Source organism: Perspicuibacillus lycopersici, from assembly GCF_025660475.1.
Lineage (GTDB): Bacteria > Bacillota > Bacilli > Bacillales > Caldibacillaceae > Perspicuibacillus > Perspicuibacillus lycopersici.
The window spans coordinates 37,445-57,805 of the sequence record NZ_JAOUSF010000002.1 but is presented as its reverse complement, the minus strand read 5'-3'; the positions used below and the strand labels follow the sequence as shown (position 1 = coordinate 57,805).

At 35.4% G+C, this 20,361-nt stretch carries 16 protein-coding genes; 13 read left to right on the top strand and 3 right to left on the bottom strand.

What is annotated here, in order from left to right; genetic code table 11:
- Window positions 1–8 precede the first annotated feature (8 nt).
- Window positions 9–1,223 carry a methyltransferase domain-containing protein gene (locus OEV98_RS04440; RefSeq protein WP_263072007.1) on the bottom strand — a complete coding sequence of 405 codons (1,215 nt, stop codon included), beginning with the start codon at window positions 1,221–1,223 and terminating at the stop codon, window positions 9–11.
- Window positions 1,224–1,392: 169 nt separating this feature from the next.
- On the opposite strand from OEV98_RS04440, the gene OEV98_RS04435 reads away from it, so the two are divergent.
- Window positions 1,393–2,349: an L-lactate dehydrogenase gene (locus OEV98_RS04435; RefSeq protein ID WP_263072006.1), complete on the top strand. Its 957-nt coding sequence runs from the start codon at window positions 1,393–1,395 to the stop codon at window positions 2,347–2,349.
- A 444-nt stretch (window positions 2,350–2,793) separates the two neighbouring features.
- On the opposite strand, the gene OEV98_RS04430 is transcribed toward OEV98_RS04435, so the two are convergent.
- Window positions 2,794–4,095, bottom strand: a complete 1,302-nt coding sequence (locus OEV98_RS04430; protein ID WP_263072005.1) for an NCS2 family permease — start codon at window positions 4,093–4,095, stop codon at window positions 2,794–2,796.
- A 115-nt stretch (window positions 4,096–4,210) separates the two neighbouring features.
- Between OEV98_RS04430 and OEV98_RS04425 the strand changes: the two genes are divergently transcribed.
- The 12 genes from OEV98_RS04425 to OEV98_RS04370 all read left to right on the top strand — a co-directional run bounded on the left by OEV98_RS04425 (window position 4,211) and on the right by OEV98_RS04370 (window position 19,693).
- Window positions 4,211–4,987 carry an enoyl-CoA hydratase-related protein gene (locus OEV98_RS04425; RefSeq protein WP_263072004.1) on the top strand — a complete coding sequence of 259 codons (777 nt, stop codon included), beginning with the start codon at window positions 4,211–4,213 and terminating at the stop codon, window positions 4,985–4,987.
- A gap of 84 nt (window positions 4,988–5,071) precedes the next feature.
- Entirely contained in the window at window positions 5,072–5,377 is a 306-nt protein-coding gene (locus tag OEV98_RS04420) for a DUF5658 family protein (RefSeq protein ID WP_263072003.1), read from the top strand.
- 549 nt (window positions 5,378–5,926) lie between these two features.
- Window positions 5,927–6,691 carry a hypothetical protein gene (locus tag OEV98_RS04415; protein ID WP_263072002.1) on the top strand — a complete coding sequence of 255 codons (765 nt, stop codon included), beginning with the start codon at window positions 5,927–5,929 and terminating at the stop codon, window positions 6,689–6,691.
- 9 nt (window positions 6,692–6,700) lie between these two features.
- Complete coding sequence (locus OEV98_RS04410) at window positions 6,701–8,056, top strand: lipase family protein (protein ID WP_263072001.1); 1,356 nt, start codon at window positions 6,701–6,703, stop codon at window positions 8,054–8,056.
- A 41-nt stretch (window positions 8,057–8,097) separates the two neighbouring features.
- Window positions 8,098–8,421, top strand: coding sequence for a hypothetical protein (locus OEV98_RS04405; RefSeq protein WP_263072000.1), 324 nt, complete (start codon window positions 8,098–8,100; stop codon window positions 8,419–8,421).
- A 120-nt stretch (window positions 8,422–8,541) separates the two neighbouring features.
- Complete coding sequence (locus tag OEV98_RS04400; RefSeq protein ID WP_263071999.1) at window positions 8,542–8,835, top strand: WXG100 family type VII secretion target; 294 nt, start codon at window positions 8,542–8,544, stop codon at window positions 8,833–8,835.
- Window positions 8,836–8,919: 84 nt separating this feature from the next.
- Entirely contained in the window at window positions 8,920–9,159 is a 240-nt protein-coding gene (locus OEV98_RS04395) for an EsaB/YukD family protein (protein WP_263071998.1), read from the top strand.
- A 46-nt stretch (window positions 9,160–9,205) separates the two neighbouring features.
- The gene (essB, locus tag OEV98_RS04390; protein ID WP_263071997.1) at window positions 9,206–10,549 is read left to right on the top strand and encodes a type VII secretion protein EssB; all 1,344 of its coding nucleotides are present in this window, start codon (window positions 9,206–9,208) and stop codon (window positions 10,547–10,549) included.
- Window positions 10,550–10,649: 100 nt separating this feature from the next.
- Window positions 10,650–15,119 (top strand): type VII secretion protein EssC, encoded by a 4,470-nt coding sequence (gene essC / locus OEV98_RS04385; RefSeq protein WP_263071996.1) that lies wholly within the window; start codon window positions 10,650–10,652, stop codon window positions 15,117–15,119.
- An 80-nt stretch (window positions 15,120–15,199) separates the two neighbouring features.
- The gene (gene esaA, locus OEV98_RS04380; protein WP_263071995.1) at window positions 15,200–18,343 is read left to right on the top strand and encodes a type VII secretion protein EsaA; all 3,144 of its coding nucleotides are present in this window, start codon (window positions 15,200–15,202) and stop codon (window positions 18,341–18,343) included.
- Window positions 18,327–18,794, top strand: a complete 468-nt coding sequence (essA, locus tag OEV98_RS04375; protein ID WP_263071994.1) for a type VII secretion protein EssA — start codon at window positions 18,327–18,329, stop codon at window positions 18,792–18,794. Before esaA ends, essA begins: the two co-directional genes overlap by 17 nt.
- A gap of 725 nt (window positions 18,795–19,519) precedes the next feature.
- Window positions 19,520–19,693, top strand: a complete 174-nt coding sequence (locus OEV98_RS04370; RefSeq protein WP_263071993.1) for a hypothetical protein — start codon at window positions 19,520–19,522, stop codon at window positions 19,691–19,693.
- Window positions 19,694–19,873: 180 nt separating this feature from the next.
- Here OEV98_RS04370 and OEV98_RS04365 read toward each other — a convergent pair whose 3' ends face one another.
- Window positions 19,874–20,128, bottom strand: a complete 255-nt coding sequence (locus tag OEV98_RS04365) for a hypothetical protein (protein ID WP_263071992.1) — start codon at window positions 20,126–20,128, stop codon at window positions 19,874–19,876.
- Window positions 20,129–20,361 lie beyond the last annotated feature (233 nt).

Sequence of the window (20,361 nt, the reverse complement as noted above, 5' to 3'; positions counted from 1 at the left end):
TGCAAGTGTTATAGTGAATTTCTTTCAACTATTGTTTCATAATCATCCGTATTTGTTTCATATGGGGAGGCAATTTCAGCAATATATTCTTCGATTTCATAAAAAATCTCGTCGATTTCAGAAAGCGGAAATTTCCTAAGCTCACTATTTCCTAAATTATTATATTTATGAAGATATGCAGAAGTTGTATCCTTCCAACATTCCAATCGAAGTTTTTCTCCACTATTTTGCCAGCTTATTTGTGTCCCACCAAGAAAGGCTTTTTTTGTTATATTATTTAAAAATTCCTCTGCTAAAATGTCGGTAACTCGTTCAAAGGAATCAATAACGGAATCATCATATTTAGTGGCCATTTGAAGTAATCCATTATAAGTAGAGCATTCATGATTTGTTCCGTTTGCAATAAATATTGGCATTTTTTCCGCTTGATTCCATGCTGTGGAATGATTAATTGTCGCATGCTCCCAATCAATAAACAATTGTGATTTTCTTAATAACTCCGACCAATAAGCATAGCTTTGGACAGTAAGGAATCGTTCACAAGAAATGTACGTACTTTTCTCATTTTTTAATAATTGTTTAATTGCATGGACAATTGGATCACTCGTAAGTGTGAGCTTGTTAATAAATGCATTAGTAGAAAAATTGGTGTGGTAAGCTTGCACAGTCATCATTTCATGCATCGTTTTTAAGCTAATAATCAAATCGAAATCACAAATGCAAGAGTGTTTAGAATATGCTAGGAAATCCTCTGCTACAAAAGTAATGTTTGTTAGTCCAAGCAGATTTGCCAATTGTTGTGCACAAAGAATCCCATTTTTGCTTTGATCAATACCAATAATAGCTGCTTCAGGAAATAGCAATGCTAAAAAACAAGTTGTGATCCCGTTATCACAGCCAATTTCTAATATTTTTTTCGGGGAAACAGGTAAGGGAAATTCAATAAACCATTCTAAAAATCCCTTTGTGAAATCCGCGGTAGCACTTGAAAAATCAATGCTCAAAGAGAGCGTGCGATTTTTTAGTTCATAAATACTATCTGTTTTTGAAAATTTCCTGTCATCAGATGTCCCTCTTTTTTTCATACTATCCATAAGCTGGTATTTAATGTCTTTACCGTGTATTTGCTCAATCTTATTCCAAAATTCATTGGAATCCGTTTCAATGGTTAACCCAATTTGCTGGAAATAATCGAATATTTTATTTGTCCTTATTTCTGTCAAAGAAAGCCCTACTTTCGTATACTGCAAATATTCTTTCATCATACCATGAATGTATCGTATAATCATTGGAAACGATAAACAATTGCAACATATGCAAGATGTATATCTTATTTTCAAACAAGCAATGGTAATCCGATTTTTCTAAAGAAACAAGGGGGTATTTAATTATATGAGTGACCGCGTAAATCGAGTAGTACTTATTGGAACTGGGTTTGTTGGGTCAAGCTATGCGTTTGCTTTATTAAATCAAGGTGTTACAGAGGAGCTTGTATTAATTGATTTAAATGTAGAGAAGTCAGAAGGAGATGCAATGGATCTAAACCATGGACTTCCGTTTGCTCCATTTCGAACAAAAATATGGTTTGGTGATTATTCGGATTGCAAAAAGGCGGATATTGTCGTTTTAACAGCTGGAGCTAATCAAAAGCCTGGAGAAACGAGACTGGATTTAGTGGAGAAAAACACGAAAATATTCCAGACAATCGTCACAAATGTAATGGAAAATGGATTTAATGGAATTTTCCTCATTGCAACTAATCCGGTTGATATTCTCTCTTACGCTGTTTGGAAATTTTCTGGTCTTCCAAAAGAACGTGTCATTGGTTCGGGTACAATTTTGGATACCGCACGGCTAAGGTATTTACTAGGAAATTATTTTAATGTAGATACGCGAAATGTACACGCTTATATAATCGGGGAGCATGGGGATACAGAGTTACCAGTTTGGAGTCATGCAAATATTGCGGGAATCTCTATAAGAGATTGGATAAATAACAAGGAGCAATATAAAAAAGAAGACTTGGAAGAAATCTTTTTAAATGTCAGAGATGCTGCATACCACATTATTGAACGAAAAGGTGCCACATATTATGGAATTGCAATGGGGCTTGTTCGTTTAACAAAGGCAATTCTTCATAATGAACATTCGGTATTAACGGTTTCTACCTATTTAGATGGGGAATATGATCAGAAGGATGTATTTATAGGGGTTCCGGCAATTGTTGCAAGAGGAGGCATTCATGAAATTGTGAAATTAGATATTAATGAAGAGGAAAAAGCAAAATTTCATCATTCAGTAAGTGTATTAAAGAAAACGATGGATTCCATTGATTGGAATAAAGTATAAAATCAAACTGCATCTCTTTTTATCGGAAGAAAAAAATCATCTTTCTTATGAATGAATCATAGATTGTGGTAAGGACAAATTAACAAAATTGAGGCAAGAATTTCTTATATGGAAAATCCATTGAACTGAAAAAATTAGCAGATTGTTTTTATATGTTTGTTGATACTTGTAATAGCCGGCAGAATGAATACAATTCGCTTTCACGTGTATTCATTCTGCTCGGTAGTTCAAATTTAAAATTTCTATTTTAAAGAAATTACAACAATCCTATGAAAAAAGGTTAAATTTTAAAAATATCGAGCGTACTCTAATATTTTTATTCATCTCATTGTTAGAAAAAGAGGCTGACTATTAAAGTACTTATAACCGCCCTCCCAATGTTTCGTTGTGAAGGGGCATTGTACTTGTTTTGTCAGCCTCTTGCTATAGTAACCAAATGAAATGTTAATGCGGTAAAAATACTAATTGAATAAAGAATAATATCGCGAAAATATAAACGATTGGGTGAATCTCACGCCATTTTTTCATTGCTATTTTCATGATTGGTAACGAAATAAAGCCTAAAGCAATCCCGGTAGATATACTCGAAGTTAGTGGCATGAACAATATAACGAGAAATGCAGGGAATGCTTCATCGATTTCATTCCATTTTATTTTTGCCACATGTCCGATCATTAAGCTCCCAACAATAATTAACGCTGGTGCCGTAATTGCAGCTACAGCAGATACAGAGCTAACTAATGGTCCAAAGAAAGATGCAATAATAAATAGAAAGGCAATCGTTACAGAGGTTAATCCAGTTTTACCACCAGCAGCAACACCGGAAGTTGACTCAATATACGCTGTAGTGGGACTTGTCCCAACCATCGCACCGATTGTTGTCGCGATTGAATCCGATAAAAATGCTTCTTTTGCTTTTGGCATGGACTTTCCGCGGATAAATCCAGCTTGTTCTCCAACACCAACCATTGTTCCAGTAGTATCAAAAATGGTTACTAACAAGAAGGAGAAAATAACTGTATATAAGGAGTGCTGGATAACATCTCCGAATGCATGGAAAGGATTCGAAATAATGATACCATCTGGTAACGAAGGTAGAGCAAAGAATCCAGCATCGAAGGATAATTGACCTGTCACAAAGGCAACAATGGTCGTCACAATCATACCAATAAATAATGCACCATTTATTTTTAATGCCATTAAAATCAATGTTATTACTAATCCTAGTAAGGCTAGCATAACCATAGGGGAATGAAGATCACCTAATTTTACAAGATTTGCTTCATCTCCAACGATAATCTTTGTATTTTTTAAACCGATAAATGCAATGAATAAACCAATTCCAGCAGAAATCGCATATTTTAAATTGTCAGGAATGGCTTCAATGAGCATTTTACGAAATGAAGTTAATGATAAAATGAGAAAAATAATCCCCGCAACAAACACAGCAGAAAATGCCGTCTCATATGTAATCCCACCATGAGTACCAACTACCGAATAGGCAAAATATGCATTCAATCCCATCCCTGGAGCAATTGCAATAGGATAATTTGCAAATAGACCCATCCAAAGAGTACCAATTGCAGTCGCAATGATAGTTGCAGCGAATACTTGTTCAAAAGGTACACCTGCTGCAGAAAGGATGGAAGGATTCACAATGATAATGTAGACCATTGTAAAAAATGTTGTAATCCCAGCAAATAGTTCCGTTTTTGCTGTTGTTTGATGTTCTTTAAGCTTAAACATGTTGTATGCCTCCTAAAAATAAAAACGAACAATTAAAAACACCTTTCCTATAATATTCGCTTTTTGGGGTAATTTCAATAGTAAAATGAAATATTTAGTTAACGGGGTTGATAAAATGGAAACTGTTTATGTGGAAAAACAAAATGGTATCGCTATTATTACATTAAATCGTCCCACTGCATTGAATGCAGTGAATAGGAAGATGTTATTAGAATTAGATAAAACGGTGAAAAAGATTCACGAGGATTCCGAAACTCGTATTGTTCTTTTTACAGGTGCAGGGGGTAAAGCCTTTAGCTCTGGAGCTGATTTAAAAGAGAGAGGGATGATGACGGATGCTGAAGTTCATTCCACAGTTAACAAAATTCGGACAGTATTTCAGAAAATAGCAGAATTACCACAACCAACCATTGCAGCAGTTAATGGTTATGCGTTTGGCGGTGGCTTTGAATTAATGCTTGCTTGCGATTTTCGAATTGCACAGAAGGATGCGGTAATGGGTTTGACAGAAACAAGTTGGGCAATCATCCCGGGAGCGGGAGGGACACAGCGACTCCCGCGAATTATTGGAGAAGCAAAGGCAAAAGAGTTGATTTTTACAGCGAAAAAAATTACTGCGGAAGAAGCGCTATCGTATGGCATCTTAATGAAAGTAACAGAAAAAGAACAGCTAATGTTCACTTGCTTAGCATTTGCCAATGAAATGCTTCAAAATGGACCAATTGCCTTACAGCAAGCAAAATATGCAATAAATGAAGGACTTAATGTAGGACTACAGGCTGGCCTCGAAATTGAAGGAAATGCATATGCTAGAACAATACCTACGAAGGATCGTCTGGAAGCATTACAAGCATTTGCCCAAAAACGCAAGCCAAATTTTCATGGACAGTAAGGAAGCACAGCTAGAAGGTTAAATGCTAATTTTTTGGTGAATAATGAAGGGAGAATTAAACGTTCCACTACTTAGGTGATTCTATTGATAAAACTCTTTCATTATTTAGCCATTGTCAATTTATTAGATGGGGTTATTACGTACTTTGGATTAAAGAATGGATATATTAAGGAAGCTAATCCAATCATGGCTTTTCTTTATCAAGTTCATCCATCCGTCTTTATCAGTATGAAACTAATTTTATCTGTTCTAATTTATACAATGATCCTTATTCATCATATCCCAGTATCAAAAATTAGTTTCACTGTTTCTACTATTGTCTCAATAATGTATACAGTTATTTTATTTTTACACAGTGTTTGGCTAAGCAATTTTATTACTAATTATTAGAGTGATGGTAGTAAAAATGTACATAAGAATAATTAAATTCAGTGAACAGTTGAACAGTGGATTACACAAAAACCAACGATACCAGATTATATGTAGTCTTGAGAGTACTTACAAAAGTAATAATGTATGGCTGTTTTCGGTTAGCTTGGTCTTTTCTCATGAAATAACAATAATCCTTTAGAAAACAGCCTAATTTATTGAATTAATCTTACGAAAAGCATTAAAACGAAAGGTGCTAGGTAAGTATAACTAAAAAATGGGAAATAATTCCATATTAAATATAAGTCTAACTCCCTATAGTTGTATGTAATATAGGTACTATTTATCATTTTTGAAAAATTCCGTTATTAATATTGGATTATAAGGATAATTATTATATTATAAAGTCAAATTAACGAAAGATTAATTACTCTCAGGTTAAGCAGCTTCGTCCCGGCGTTCGATCATTGTAATGAACTTGGTAAAGATAGAGAAATAGTTTAAAGATGAATAAAGGCTTTCGGATGTATTGAGTTGCTTCGTAGGGGATTTTCATAGGAGGGCAAGGAATTGAAGAATGCTATCACGATTTTACTTCTGTGTATGATTGGAGGGGTGGCATTGATGGGATGCTCAGGGACAGGAAGAAGCATAGTGGAAGCCAATCATAGTAATTTTATAGAAGAAAATCGGGAAGAAATTGAACGAAACGTAAAGCAATTATTTAATCAGTACCATTTAGATGAGAATGCATTAATCATTGAAAAAATTGGCGAACCAAAAAAATATCCTAATGGTGATTATGAGTTTTTAATTTATATAGAATATCAAGGCACCCCTTCATTCTCCGATGTTTTAATAGGGAATCCCGATACGTTAACGATTGTAGATCAAGAGGAACAGCTTATCCTAAATGTGTTTAACAGACTTTATATGGAGGAGAGATATAACGAGTATAAACCAGTGATTGATTATTTATCGGAAATCGGTGTAACGGATCCTGCAAATTTAGCAAATGCAAAAATGAAATACTTTCGTACGAGTGTTGGAATTTCAAATGAAATCAATCAGAATATCCGGAAGACCTATAAGGAAGTAAATGGAGACCAAGAGAAATTTCGTGCATATATTAAAGAAAATAGGAAGACATTTGATTCGTTAACAAGCACCATTGACATAACTGGATTCAAGGAAAATATGAGCGAAGAGGAAAGTGCTCAATTAGTTGAAAAAGTTAAAGCATTACCCCCCGCAATTTATAATATCGGAGTTGGGTACCAGGATTTTTCGACGGATAAGCAAGCGGGTGTATTCGAAATTATCACAGTGGAATAAGGTGGGAGGATGAATATTCAAAAGGTTAACGATTATGATTTTGATATTTCAGGAGCTCATGTTAACACGACATTTACACCAGCAGAGCATCAATTCATTGCCATGAAGCTAAGCTATCAGGCAGAGGAAATTGTAAGAGAGACCGATATTCACACCATCAATGATCAGCTCAATCTGCGTCAATTAATTCAAGATTCGTATCGAAAGAACTTAAATGATGACAGTATTATTTTACTTCCAGATGTCCCACAGTTTACGAATGAGAAAATAGCCTTATCTGGCAGAATCCAAGGATTTACTATAGATGCTGAAATGGTAAATGGTTTTCATGCGAATGCGATCGCAAGAGGAAACCCTAATAGGTCTAACGGAGAAATTGCAATTACACTTACGGGGACGAATTTTTCTGAAGCAGCAGATGCTATCCAAACAATTTCCAATAATGGGGAGCATCGAGTGATTGATTATAGCGAGCTAGCAAAACAATATGTGGAAGAAGTTAGAAAGAAATATCCCAGCACTAAAATTGTTATTAATGGACATTCTCTCGGTGGCAAGTTAGCCATTCAAATCGGTCTACTTTTTCCAGATATTGAGATTTTTGCTTTTAATCCGACTGCAATTGATAAGCGATATATCCATTATTTAAAACAACAGGATCATTTCGACAATATTAATGTGTTAGTTTACGAAGACGATATTGCTGGTTTGGAAAGATGGTTTCGATACATACAGGCATGGCAATTCCAAAGGGATTTACCATTTAACCTGTATTATATGGATGCAACAAAGGCTGGATTTCCGAACGGGATGAAAGTGGATATCCCAAGTCCAATCAATGGGTCTATTGATGGCCATTCTCAAGGTGGATTTCAAGGTGTTGATGGTTCCTTATGGGACATTTTCAATCTGAATCCGATTCAATTTTCCGATTCAATAACCGGGACACAAAAGATTGTGTTCGATAAAAAAAGGTATACAAGTTTTGCAAAGCTGTTAAATGAAACCATTAGTACAAATTTAAAAATCGCACGCACATTATTAGAGCAGTTAGAGGATGAAATCCATGAGAATATCCAACAGCTGATTCATCAAGCGGAGGATGAAATAAACCGTATCAAGATTGATTATGATGCATTAGGTGCTTATAGTGATCCGCGGTTTTCGAGAATGGAAACATTCAAGGATAAATATTTTATCGATCATAAATATCGTTGCTACCAACCAGGAAAATTAGACGAACTTATCCATTCCTTAAATGATACGAATCAACAGGTTTACAAAGTGGCTGAAAAGATTCTGCAATCTACAGATAATTTTGAAAAGGAAGAGTATTATTTAGCAAAACTTTTCCGCCCGATTTAATGTGATGATTATGATGATTCCTTAAGAAAGGAGTATTGGATATGTCCTATAACTCCATTGTTGGAATGGATGATTCTTATCAAGAGTTTGTTAAAGTATTAGCTCAAACAAATACCGTTATTCGAGATTATGAGAATAGAATTAAAGATTTTAGCAGAAATATAGAAGCCAAGGATAAGTTTAATCAAGAGGTTCAGGTGCAAATGTATCATATTCAAGTAATGATCCAGACAATTGCTGGGGAATGTTTATTTCATCTTGGGGGGAGTTTTCGCAATGCTGTTTTAGAGGAGCTAGAAAGATTAATAGGATTCATCCGCGAAGTTAATAATCAATGGGAAGACTTTCGTAAAAGCTTTGATTAGTCTACGTAAAAACTCTTCTTGTAAGAACATTTTACTTAAATATGTTTAATTCTCATTTCTTATAAAAAATTGTGAGAATGAGTTATTAATATAATTTGAAATTAAAGGGAGGAAATGGAAATGGCAGGCGTTATTCGCTTAACACCCGAGGAACTAAGAGAGGTATCGAGACAGTATAATAATGAAAGCTCAAATGTGACAGAACTAATTGGTCGCCTTGATACAATGGCAAACCACTTACAGGATGTATGGGAAGGTACATCTAGTGAAGCATTTATTCAGCAATACTATGAACTAAAACCATCCTTTGAAAAAATGGCTGTTTTATTAGCGGATGTGTCGAAACAATTGCATGATTCTGCATCTATCCTAGAAGATACAGATCAACAAATTGCAAGTCAAATTCGCGGATAATCTATCATTCGTGATTGGAATTTCAAGCGCTGAATCTTCTAGGATGAGGCGCTTTTTTCCAGTTTAGGTCGAGGTGCATACGAAATGTATATTCAAATTACCGTGGATTTAAAAAACTATACAAATGAAGTGTTTGATTTACGACTATCAAACTACCACTCCATCAAAAAATTCATTCATATTATTTGGCAAGCTAAATATATTCCGACCCCACCAACGGAAGGGTATTGGATTCGAGTTCAAAATAAGGAGCTTGTCTTAAACGGTGACAAAACATTAATATCTGCTGGTATTACAAACGGGGACCGGATCGAAATATTATAACAGGATGCAATGTCCGTGAAGCTTGAAAACAAAGGAGTCACCTGAAATGAAGGAAAAGGAACAATCGTATTTAGAAAAGCAGTTGGAAGCAACTGTATCCAAAACAGAAAATGAAATTATCATTGTTTTTCAACGGACAAAAGTAAAAATGCAAGACATTCTTGAAATTCAGTTTCTCCAAACGATAGATCCTGTATTTCAAAAAGACATCATCGCAACAGAAGATGAAATCCAAATCATAATTCATTTTCCTAAAACAATGAATGATTTTCGGAAAATTAAACAGAAGAAGGCTATCCATAGACGTTTTTTTGCACATCAAATAATAAAAAAAGTACAAGTTCATTCTTATGAGCGGCTACATTTGCTAATATGTCCTGAAAATATTGCATTTGATGCAAGTCTGACACCTTATTTTTACCACTATGGGGTAAAGGAAAGCTTACCTCCATATGAAAAGGATGAAGAGCTTCAGTTTAACCAACTGAAGGCAATTGTAGCTACCATTATCGATGGTCAATATAAATTTGAGGAATATTTAAATTTTCATCAAACGCTGAAACTAACGGAGCTTGCAAATGAAATTATGCAAGCAAAAGCAATGGCTGATTTAGAACAGATAGTGCAACAGCTGATTCTAGATTTAGAAAAACAAGAAAAGTCGTTAGTGACTATTCCGAAAAAGCAATGGAAATTCCAACGATATGTATTGCTGGCACTAGGGATTCTTTTAGTCCCTAGCTTATTGTACAGTTTATATGCCATATTTTTCCAAATACCGAAACAAAGTGCCTATGTCAAAAGCAATGACTATTTTCTACGGCAGCAGTATAGCAATGTGATGGACCGCTTGGAAAGATATAATCCAGAGGGCATGCCCTATATTGTTCAGTACGAGCTTGCATTATCTTATGTAAGACAAGAGGCATTAACAGAAGAGCAGCGGAAAAATGTTTTAAATATGATTACACTGCAAACCGATCCGAAAATCTTTTTATATTGGATATATATCGGACGTGGGATGTATGAAGAAGCAATTGATATTGCCCGATCGTTTGAAGATCAGGAATTGATTATTTTTGGGCTATTAAAACTTCGAGAACAAATTAAAATGGATGATTCGCTAACAGGTGAAGAAAAGCAGAAAAAAATAGCACCTATTCAAACGGAAATTGATGAGTTTGAGGAGGAGCAAAAAAGATTACAAGAAGAAGCACAGGCTCCTTTTGAAGAAGAGCAAAACAGTGGAAATCTCCCAGATTCAGAAGTACCATCGGATTCCAATGTCAATGAATCAGAAGAACAAATAAATACCGAAGCAGAAGAGGCGGTAACTGAACAGCCATCATCAGATACAACAGGCGGGGAAGATGCAGGTTTACAAGAATAATAATTGTTAGAACGAAATTATACCATATATTTTCATCAAAATTTAGTCGCAAGGATTAACGTTATATAAATTATAAACTTATCATTAGGAGCGGAATCAAATGGGTACGATTTGGGTGTTTTATAAAGAAACCTATCAGCAAGTAAATATACAAAGTATACATCGACCAGTAACCATTGGTAATCAAGTAAATGACACCATTACAATCCGTTCCATTACATTTGAAAGTGGTGTTATTGAGGCAATCGGAGATGAAAATACGAACTCATTTGCTATTTATTATGGGAATCAATTTCTTGGAAAGCTTCAAAATCATGAGCCAATGGATATTAAAGTACGTTCTGAGGAATTCGTCACACTTTATTATTTTGCATCAGAACAAAAGGAGAAAGTCTATTATATCGGAAATAATGATGAGATTATTTTTTCAAAAGGTAATTCACATGCACATATCCAACAAAACGGCTCTAGCATAACAGGCGATGCGGACACAACCTTTACGCTTATTCGAGAAAAGGACCAGTGGCTGGTATTCCCGGAAATTTCCAGAAGCCTATATGTAAATGGAAAGTCGGTAAAGGAACCAACGTTTATTGAAAATGGTGATATCATTTTTTGGCAGTTTTTAACTATACATATCATGGAGAATGATTTGTTATCGATAACAAGTGCACAACAATACACTTCAATTTTGCCAAGGGCAGCAAAACCGACATCGGAAATGAGAAAAAAATATCCAGATTATCGAAGAACCCCGCGAATGGTGTATGAGCTTCCGGATGAGAAAATCAACCTATCCTTTCCACATCAGGCGAGAGAAGGAAATCAGCGTGGACTGTTATTAATTATTTTACCCCCATTAATTATGCTATTGGTAATGGGAGGAATTGCATTAATTCAACCGCGTGGATTATTTATGATTATATCAGTTGTTATGTTTATGACAACAATTGTTACTTCCACTGTTCAATACTTTAAGGAACAAGGGAATAGGAAGCGCGAGAATGAAAAAAGAATTCGATTATACTCAGCATATTTAAAAAGAAAACGAGAAGAGCTTCAAAAATTAGCATCTGAGCAAAAGAAAATTCTCTATTATCATTATCCATCTTTTGAACAAATGAAATATTTAACAGCGCAAATAAGTGAAAGAATTTGGGAACGGTCTTTGGATAGCTTTGATTTCCTAACGGTACGTATTGGTCGAGCAAATATTCCAGCTACTTATGATGTGGCAGTTGGTAATGAAGACTCAGGTGCACGTGAAACTGATGAATTGATTGAGGATTTTCATACACTGGTAAATGTTTATAAAAAAGTAGAGAATGTTCCATTATCGATTGAAATTCGAACAGGAGCTGTCGGATTAATTGGGAAACCAGCAATAGTAAAAAATGAGATTCATCAGTTGATTGGCCAATTGGCATTTTTCCATAGCTATCATGACGTTCGTTTTGTTGCTATTTTCCATGAGGAGGAATATAAGGATTGGGAATGGATGCGCTGGCTCCCGCATTTTCAACTACCACATATGTTCGCCAAAGGTTTCGTCTATAACGAAGCAACGAGGGATCAGTTATTATCCTCAATTTATGAGCTTTTGCGGGATAGAGAACTAAACGAGGATAAAGATAAAAAGCGTTTTGTCCCACATTTTGTTTTCATTGTAACGAATCGAACACTAATTAGTGAACATGTCATATTAGAATATTTGGAAGGCAAAATTGATGGTTTAGGAATATCTACTATTTTCGCTGCGGAATCAAAGGAAAGTTTATCGGAGCATATTCATACATTAGTCCGATACGTAAATGAAAGTGAAGGAGATATTTTGATTCAGCAGAAAAAAGCAATCCAAACACCGTTTATTATGGATGAACATACAAGAGAGAATAATGAGGGATTTGCTCGCACATTGCTATCTTTGGAGCATCAGCTCGGATTAAATAATTCCATCCCAACAAAGGTATCATTTTTAGAGCTCTTTCATGCGAAAGATGTTAAAGATTTAGCAATAGGTAAAAAATGGAAGGAAAACATATCCTCTAAATCACTTGCTGTACCAATCGGCTTGAAGGGGAAAGAGGATATTGTCGAGCTTAACTTACATGAAAAAGCTCATGGCCCCCATGGACTGTTAGCTGGAACGACTGGTTCTGGGAAGAGTGAGTTTTTACAAACCTATATTTTATCATTAGCAGTTCATTTCCATCCACATGATGTAGCTTTTCTATTGATTGATTATAAAGGTGGCGGGATGGCACAGCCATTTAAAAATCTACCACATTTATTAGGAACGATAACAAATATCGAGGGAAGTAAAAACTTTAGTATGCGTGCACTTGCTTCAATTAAAAGTGAATTAAAAAGAAGACAGCGGCTATTTGATCAATATGAAGTAAATCATATTCATGATTATACAAATCTATATCAAAAAGGGAGAGCTAATGATCCACTACCACATCTGTTTTTAATTTCCGATGAATTTGCAGAATTAAAAAGTGAAGAACCAGAATTCATTCGTGAATTAGTAAGTGCCGCACGGATTGGGCGTAGCTTAGGTGTTCATTTAATATTGGCAACGCAAAAACCAGGTGGTGTGGTTGATGAGCAAATCTGGAGTAATGCACGCTTTAAAGTCGCTTTAAAAGTGCAGGATGCAAATGATAGTAAGGAAATATTAAAAAATAGTGACGCAGCTAATATTACAGTAACAGGTCGAGGTTATTTGCAAGTAGGGAATAATGAAGTGTATGAATTATTCCAATCCGCTTGGAGTGGAGCTCCATATTTAGATGATGCAGTAACTACGGAGGATGAAGTAGCGATTGTGACGGATTTAGGCTTGAATCCTTTATCTGTTGTTGGAGCACCAGCCTTGCAGAACCGTGTCGAAACAAAAAGTGAAATTGAAGTGGTGGTAAAACAAATTGAGGAAGTACAGAAAGAATTAAACATTGAGAAGCTTCCAAGCCCATGGTTACCGCCATTGAAAGAGCGAATATTCACTCCAGAAATTCGTGAACATAAGAAACTCCAGCTACCAATTGGATTGAAGGATGAACCAGAAAAACAACAACAATCCAATTATTATTACCAGCCGATAGAAGACGGCAGTATTGCAATTATCGGAACATCTGGCTATGGCAAGTCTACCACAGCTATTACCTTATTATTACGTATGGCGGAGCAGCTGACATCAGAAGAGGTACATTACTATTTATTTGATTTTGGAAACGGGGCATTATTGCCGATTCGTCAATTGCCACATACAGGTGATTATTTCCGGATGGAGGATCAACGAAAAATCGAGAAATTTATGAACTTTTTAAAGGGAGAAATGGAAAGACGGAAGCAATTATTTGAACAAAAGGAAATTAGTAATATTAAACTTTATAATTCCATTAATCAAACAAAGCTGCCACTGTTTTATGTCGTGATTGATAATTTTGATATCGTTCGCGATGAATATCCAGATCTCGAAACACAATTTATTCAATTATCAAGAGATGGGCAATCATTAGGAATATATTTACTAATAACAGCAACTAGAGTAAATTCTGTTCGCCAATCATTAATGAATAACTTAAAAACAAAAATCACTCATTATTTAATGGATAAAGCAGAGGTTTATACTGTATTAGGGCGAGTTCCGTATGAAATTGAACCAATACCAGGCAGAGCAATTGTGAAAAAGGATGATCCATATTTAATGCAAGTATTTTTACCAGAAAAAGGAGAAGATGATCTTATCGTTTTAGAAAATGTAAAGAAAAAAGTTTTACTCCTTCAAAAACAAAATCAAGGAGGTAATGCACCAATTTCGATTCCAATGCTGCCGCAACGATTAGATTTGAAAGAGCTATTGAAACGGATTTCGGCAGTGCAAAATACCGATATTTTATTGCCAATTGGCTTGGATGAGGAAACGGTAACCCCTGTTTTCTTGAATATTCAAAAGAACAAGCATTGGTTAATCCTTGGTCCAGGACAAAAAGGAAAAACAAATGTATTAAAGGTGCTTTTGGATCGTGCGTTAAAACAGAAGCCATATAGCATTGCAATTTTTGATGGAATTGATCGAGCATTATCACAGCTAGCAACGAATGATCTCGTTGATTATCTTGATTCAAAAGAACAAATTACAGCCTGGATAGAAAAAGTTAAAGCTGTATGTGAGGAAAGAGAAAAGCAGTATTTAGCAGCGGTAAATAACCAGACAATAGATCAATTAATATTTACACCAATTATTTTTGTAGTAGATAGTATTTCAAGGCTAAATCAAACGATTGATAGTATTATTCAAGGGAAATTGGCAGATATCATGAAACGCTATAGTCATTTAGGATTCAGTGTCATGGTTGCTGGAAGTCCAAATGAGGTGTCTAAAGGATATGATCCACTGTCGATTGAGCTAAAACAAATAAGAAACGGTTTATTATTAATGAAAAAATCAGACCAAAGCTTATTTACCTTCCCATATGAGCGGAAGGAAGGAGAGATTCAGCCGGGATTTGGTTATTACGTTGTAAATGGGAATGCTAGAAAAATTCAAATTCCACTAGTTTAGTATATGAGTAGGCAAAAGAGAAAAAATATTAGATATGTAGATTTAACTAATTTATATAGCAAAGAAACGGGGTGAGATGCTTGGAGGAAAAACCGAAACAAAAGGGCAGTATTAAATTAGTAACAAAAATTATGACGATTTTGCTATTTCCTTTTCTATTTTTCTTATTAATTGGAGACAATCCGACAAGAGTGGTAGAACAGGCAACTAGAGCAATAGCACTAGTGAATGAAGATTTAGGGGATGATCAAAATGGGAGCTCTATCCATTTTGGTCAAGAATTATCTACAGTACTAGGGAATGACTCCGAATATCAATGGACGGTAGTAAACAGAAGTGCAGCTGAAAATGGCTTGCAGCAAAACCGATATGACGCAGTAGTATATATAGCATCTGACTTCACAAGAAACATTCTCACATTTGATGAAGAGGTTCCAGTTAAGGCAAATATTCAATACAAAATTCAAACCAATCTTGATGCAAAAAACCGCGAAAAGGTACAAAGAGAACTGGAACGAGTAAAAAATAATGTGAATGCACAAATATCTACCATTTATTGGAGTTACGTCACACAAGAAGTACAACAAATTCGTAAACAGTTTGACCAAATTGTGGATAAGGAAGTAGCATTCCAAAATTCTATGTATACCTTTTACACACCTGGTTCAGAAAGCTTAGGCTCTGATATTGCACAACAAAAAAATTTACTCGATCAATTACGAAGTACTACACAGGGAACGGAATCTGTATCAGAAAGTAGTGTAGAAGGGGCCGAGCAAGCAGCCGAAAACTTACAAAGCTTCACAGAAATGCTGAATGACTATAAGGAATATCAAAAACAGCAAAGAGAACTCATTTTAACTAAGCAGGAGGAAAATCAGGTTGCGATTGCGGAAGGCATTCAGGCTTACGAAAATATATTAAATCAAGGCAGAGATACGATTGGAGAAATAGAGGATACTAGGGAATACCCTAATTTTGATGAAGATAAACAAGTTGTTGACGAGAAGTTTCATTTTGTACAGCTTGCGCTAGATGACACAGGGGAAAAAACGGAGAATTTATTTACGACAATGGATCAACAAATCTTAAACCAATTTGAAGTAATTGGGGAATTCCATAATTGCTTATTAAATTATTATTATAGTAGATCGAATAATCTTCTGCTGGATGATTTAGAGGAAAGCATGCAGGAAGCAAAAATCCCTGATGGTGTAGCACCAGGACCGGATCCAGATCCTGGGCAAGATCCAGAACCTGATCCGAATCCAAATCCAGAGCCTGGCCCTGATTCCGAGATTAGTTCGGAAACAAATTCAGCAAATACAGAAACAGCTAGTTCGATGACGGTTGCTTCTAATCAAGTATCAGATGATGAAGAAGGGGAATGCAATCCAGAGGAAAATCCAGAGTGTGTGGATGAAGGTGGGGATGATCGCTCTGTTGCTACCATACTTGGGGAGCTTACTTCCCTTTTGGAAGGCCTTGGTTTAGGGAGTATCGGTGATTGGCCATTAATTACCCAATTATTAAATGAAGTACAAACGGTGTCGAGTGCACAAGAGGAACAAATCACAAATCAAAATGCTTTAATTGAACAATTAGAAAATATTGTATCAGAAAATGCAGCAACAATAGCAGAATTACAAGCAGAGATTGAGGAGTATAATCAACAAATTATTGACTTGCAAGCACAGCTAGAAAATTTAGAAGGAGTATTAGAACAAAAGAATACACTAATTGAACAACTCGAAGCTTTAGTAGAGGAAAAAGAGCAAGTAATTATTGACTTAGAGGAGCAGCTAGAAGAAAAGCTTCAAGAAATAGCTAGACTTGAGGAAATTCTTGAATCAGTTGTCCAAACAGTTTATTCTCTCGAGGATGAGTTACTTGCAAATGATAAAATTCCAGAGGATCGCAGGCAGCATCTTGAGGAAATTTTCAACATGGAGTTAGATACTTCTGATATGGTGGGTGTAATTAATTATTACTCATATCTTGCGACCTATAAAAATTTAGTAGAAAAAAGTGATGAAATCGGTGCACCGCTAATTGATGAAATTTTAGAATTAGAGGAATTACAGGAACAGGTTTCCGAAATATTAGCATTAAGTGACGAAGAGTTAGCAGCAATGGATAACTTAACTACGTCTATTTCCGATTCAGAAACGAAGGCTACTGATTATTTAAATACGTATCAAGTATTTTTCCAATACGTTTTAACAACGTACATGGGTTATGTAGATTCAGAATATGAATATATTGTTACCACCCTTGATGAAGTTGAAGAGCTTACAACAGACGTCACAGAGGACTTGCGTACCGTTAATGAGGATCAGCCAGTAGTAGAAGAAACTCCACTAGTAGATAGTTTACAGGGAGAAATTGTCCTAAATATTCATGATAATTCATTGAATAATCTTCGAAACATTTCCGAGCAAGTAGCAGCAATTGGCAATCGTCAATCCAACATTAATAGCTATACGACAGAATTACAAACAAAAGTTAGTGACGTACAATATAAGGCAAATGAATTAAATGAAAATTGGTCGAAAAATGTTGACTTTACGGAAGAAGTAAAGGGAGACGTATACGATCTTTTAAATAATGCGATTGTCGATGGTCAAAATAATGGCTATGTTTTTGATTATTTAGCAAATCCAATCAATATGACTGGAGAAACTCCACAAGAGAAGGCAGTTCAAACGCCACCTGTTGTCATGTTAATTATTATTGTGATTAGTGGCGCGTTAATTGGATTTTTTAGCAATTATTATGCAAATGCACCAGTTGCTGTTCAGTTAACACTGTTTATATTACTTAATATTGCTGTCGGCTTAATCATTGGGATATATGGTTTAAATATTTATCCAATGGATGAAACACAGGCAATTAAGTGGTCGGCACTATCCGTTGGGTTGTTGTTTGCTATTTCCAGCATTATTCGCGGAGGATTTCGAATTGGACCGTTTAGTGGTTTGGTCGTAAGTACAATTTTGATTATTTATTTTGTCATCCCACTACTCGATCTTGTGTTACCGAATTTCGGATTTAACCATCCTGTCGCAAATCTATTCATGGCAGTTCAGTATGATGGCAATCAGTCTAGTTATTATCCAATAGTCGGGTTGTTACTCGTAATAACTATATTACTGCTTGTTACACAATTGCTTTGGAAAAAACGTCCGATAGCAGGGGATGAACAAATTGAAGAAGAAATGTAATCGCATTTTTTGGATGCTAATATTATTCATCCTCCTCCGTCCTCCAGAAAGTAAAGCAGAGGATTATATACCGGTGGAGCCTAATATCTACGAAGAAAATGAAATTACGATTCCAACCGAGTATTTTCATGAAAATTCGTATTTAAATCGGAAAGCACGGTTACCGGAGGAGCAATTACTACTAACCTTTGAGCAGAAGGAGAATGCACAGCTTGACCAAATCGAAACAGCGTTATTTACTTCTCCATCTAATCAGCTGAATACGATTTCTGTTAAGGCATCTAATTTACAATTATTTTTTAAAGAATCGGATAAGAATACGTATGTTTTGGAAGATAATGAGCTGATGGAAAAGGATAACTCAATGTGGTTTTCGGTTGTTCTAGGTGCAATCGTATCTGCAATCGTCGGTTATATTCTGATTGTATTAGTACCGAAATTTAGTCAATAACATTTAGAGAAAATATCCTATTGCTACAGCTAAATCAAGAGAAAATGGAGAGATATCTAGGGGGAAATCCTATTGATACAACCGATCAAAAGGAAATGGAGCCGATTGGAAGCGAAGAATCCAATGGATACAGCTTATCAAAAGGAAATGGAGCCGATTGGAAGCGAAGAATCCTATTGATACAGCTAATCAAAAGGAAAATGAGTTGATTGGAAGCGAAGAATCCTATTGATACAGCTTATCAAAAGGAAATGTAGCCGATTGGAAGCGAAGAATCCTATAGATACAGCTAATCAAAAGGAAATGGAGTTGATTGGAAGCGAAGAATCCTATAGATACAGCTAATCAAAAGGAAAATGAGTTGATTGGAAGCGAAGAATCCTATAGATACAGCCTATCAAAAGGAAATGAAGCCGATTGGAAGCGAAGAACCCTATTGAGATTACTCATCAAAAGGAAATGAAGCCGATTGGAAGCGAGGAATCCTATTGAAACAACTCATCAAAAGGAAAACAAGCCGGCTGAAAGCGAAGAATCCAATGGATACAGCTAATCAAAAAGAAATCGAGCTCATTATAAATAATTATTCATTAGGAAAGAAGTAAGCTTTCTTAGAACGAAGAAATATTGTGACAATAAGTAGATTATCGCCCACTCCAACCTCCGCTAATATGCATACTAATTAATATAATCGTAAGATGATTAGAGAAAAGGGAGGTAATTGGATGCATAACGCAAGACTTTTTTGGGGTAGAAGACCATTCTTCTTTGGCCCTGGTCCATTTGTTGGCGGAGTATTGGGTGGATTATTAGGTAGTGCACTAATTGGACCAAGACCATTTTATCCACCATTTTATCCATACGGAGGATTTGGATACGGTGGTCCGTTCTTTTGGTAAAGACACAAAAGGTCTCCTTTTCGGAGACCTTTTTCTTTTATTGGGAATGTGGTTGTTTTAAGAATGGTTCTTCATTTATTAATAAACTAATGAGCACGCAGGAAAGCGGATGTATTCAGTTTCGGACTATTTTCTAATAGCAATAATCTCTACAAAAACAACAGAAGGGGAAAATTAATACTATTCTTCAGCTAGTCTTTTGTGAAATTTTATATATTCTCTTGGCTTGAACGTTGTTTTATCCTTTGAAATCGTTTCTGCATGTACTTCCTCAGGCGTTGTAGATAAAGGGATGGTGTAGTATGAGGCCTCCCCATTGTTCATTTGTTCCAAATTTATCGTAGGCTCTTCCTCGTGATTATTATTTAATAACCAAGCTCCGAGCAATAGTAAAAAAAAGATAAATAAGGAAGCAATTGCTTTTTTTATTAGCATTATTTTCACCACTTTTAGCAAGTAATTGGAGAAATTAGTATTGATTTATTAGAAAAAAAAGGAATAAACAAGTGATAGCGAAATGTAATAAACTTTTCTTAGCTATATCCTATTCTCTTTTCTTTTATTCGGAATAATTATTTTTTCTTAAAAAAAATACGTGTTTCTTCTTATTTAATAAACGAATCCAAATCAAGGTGTAGCCTGACTTTTTCCATGAAATTTCAATGGAC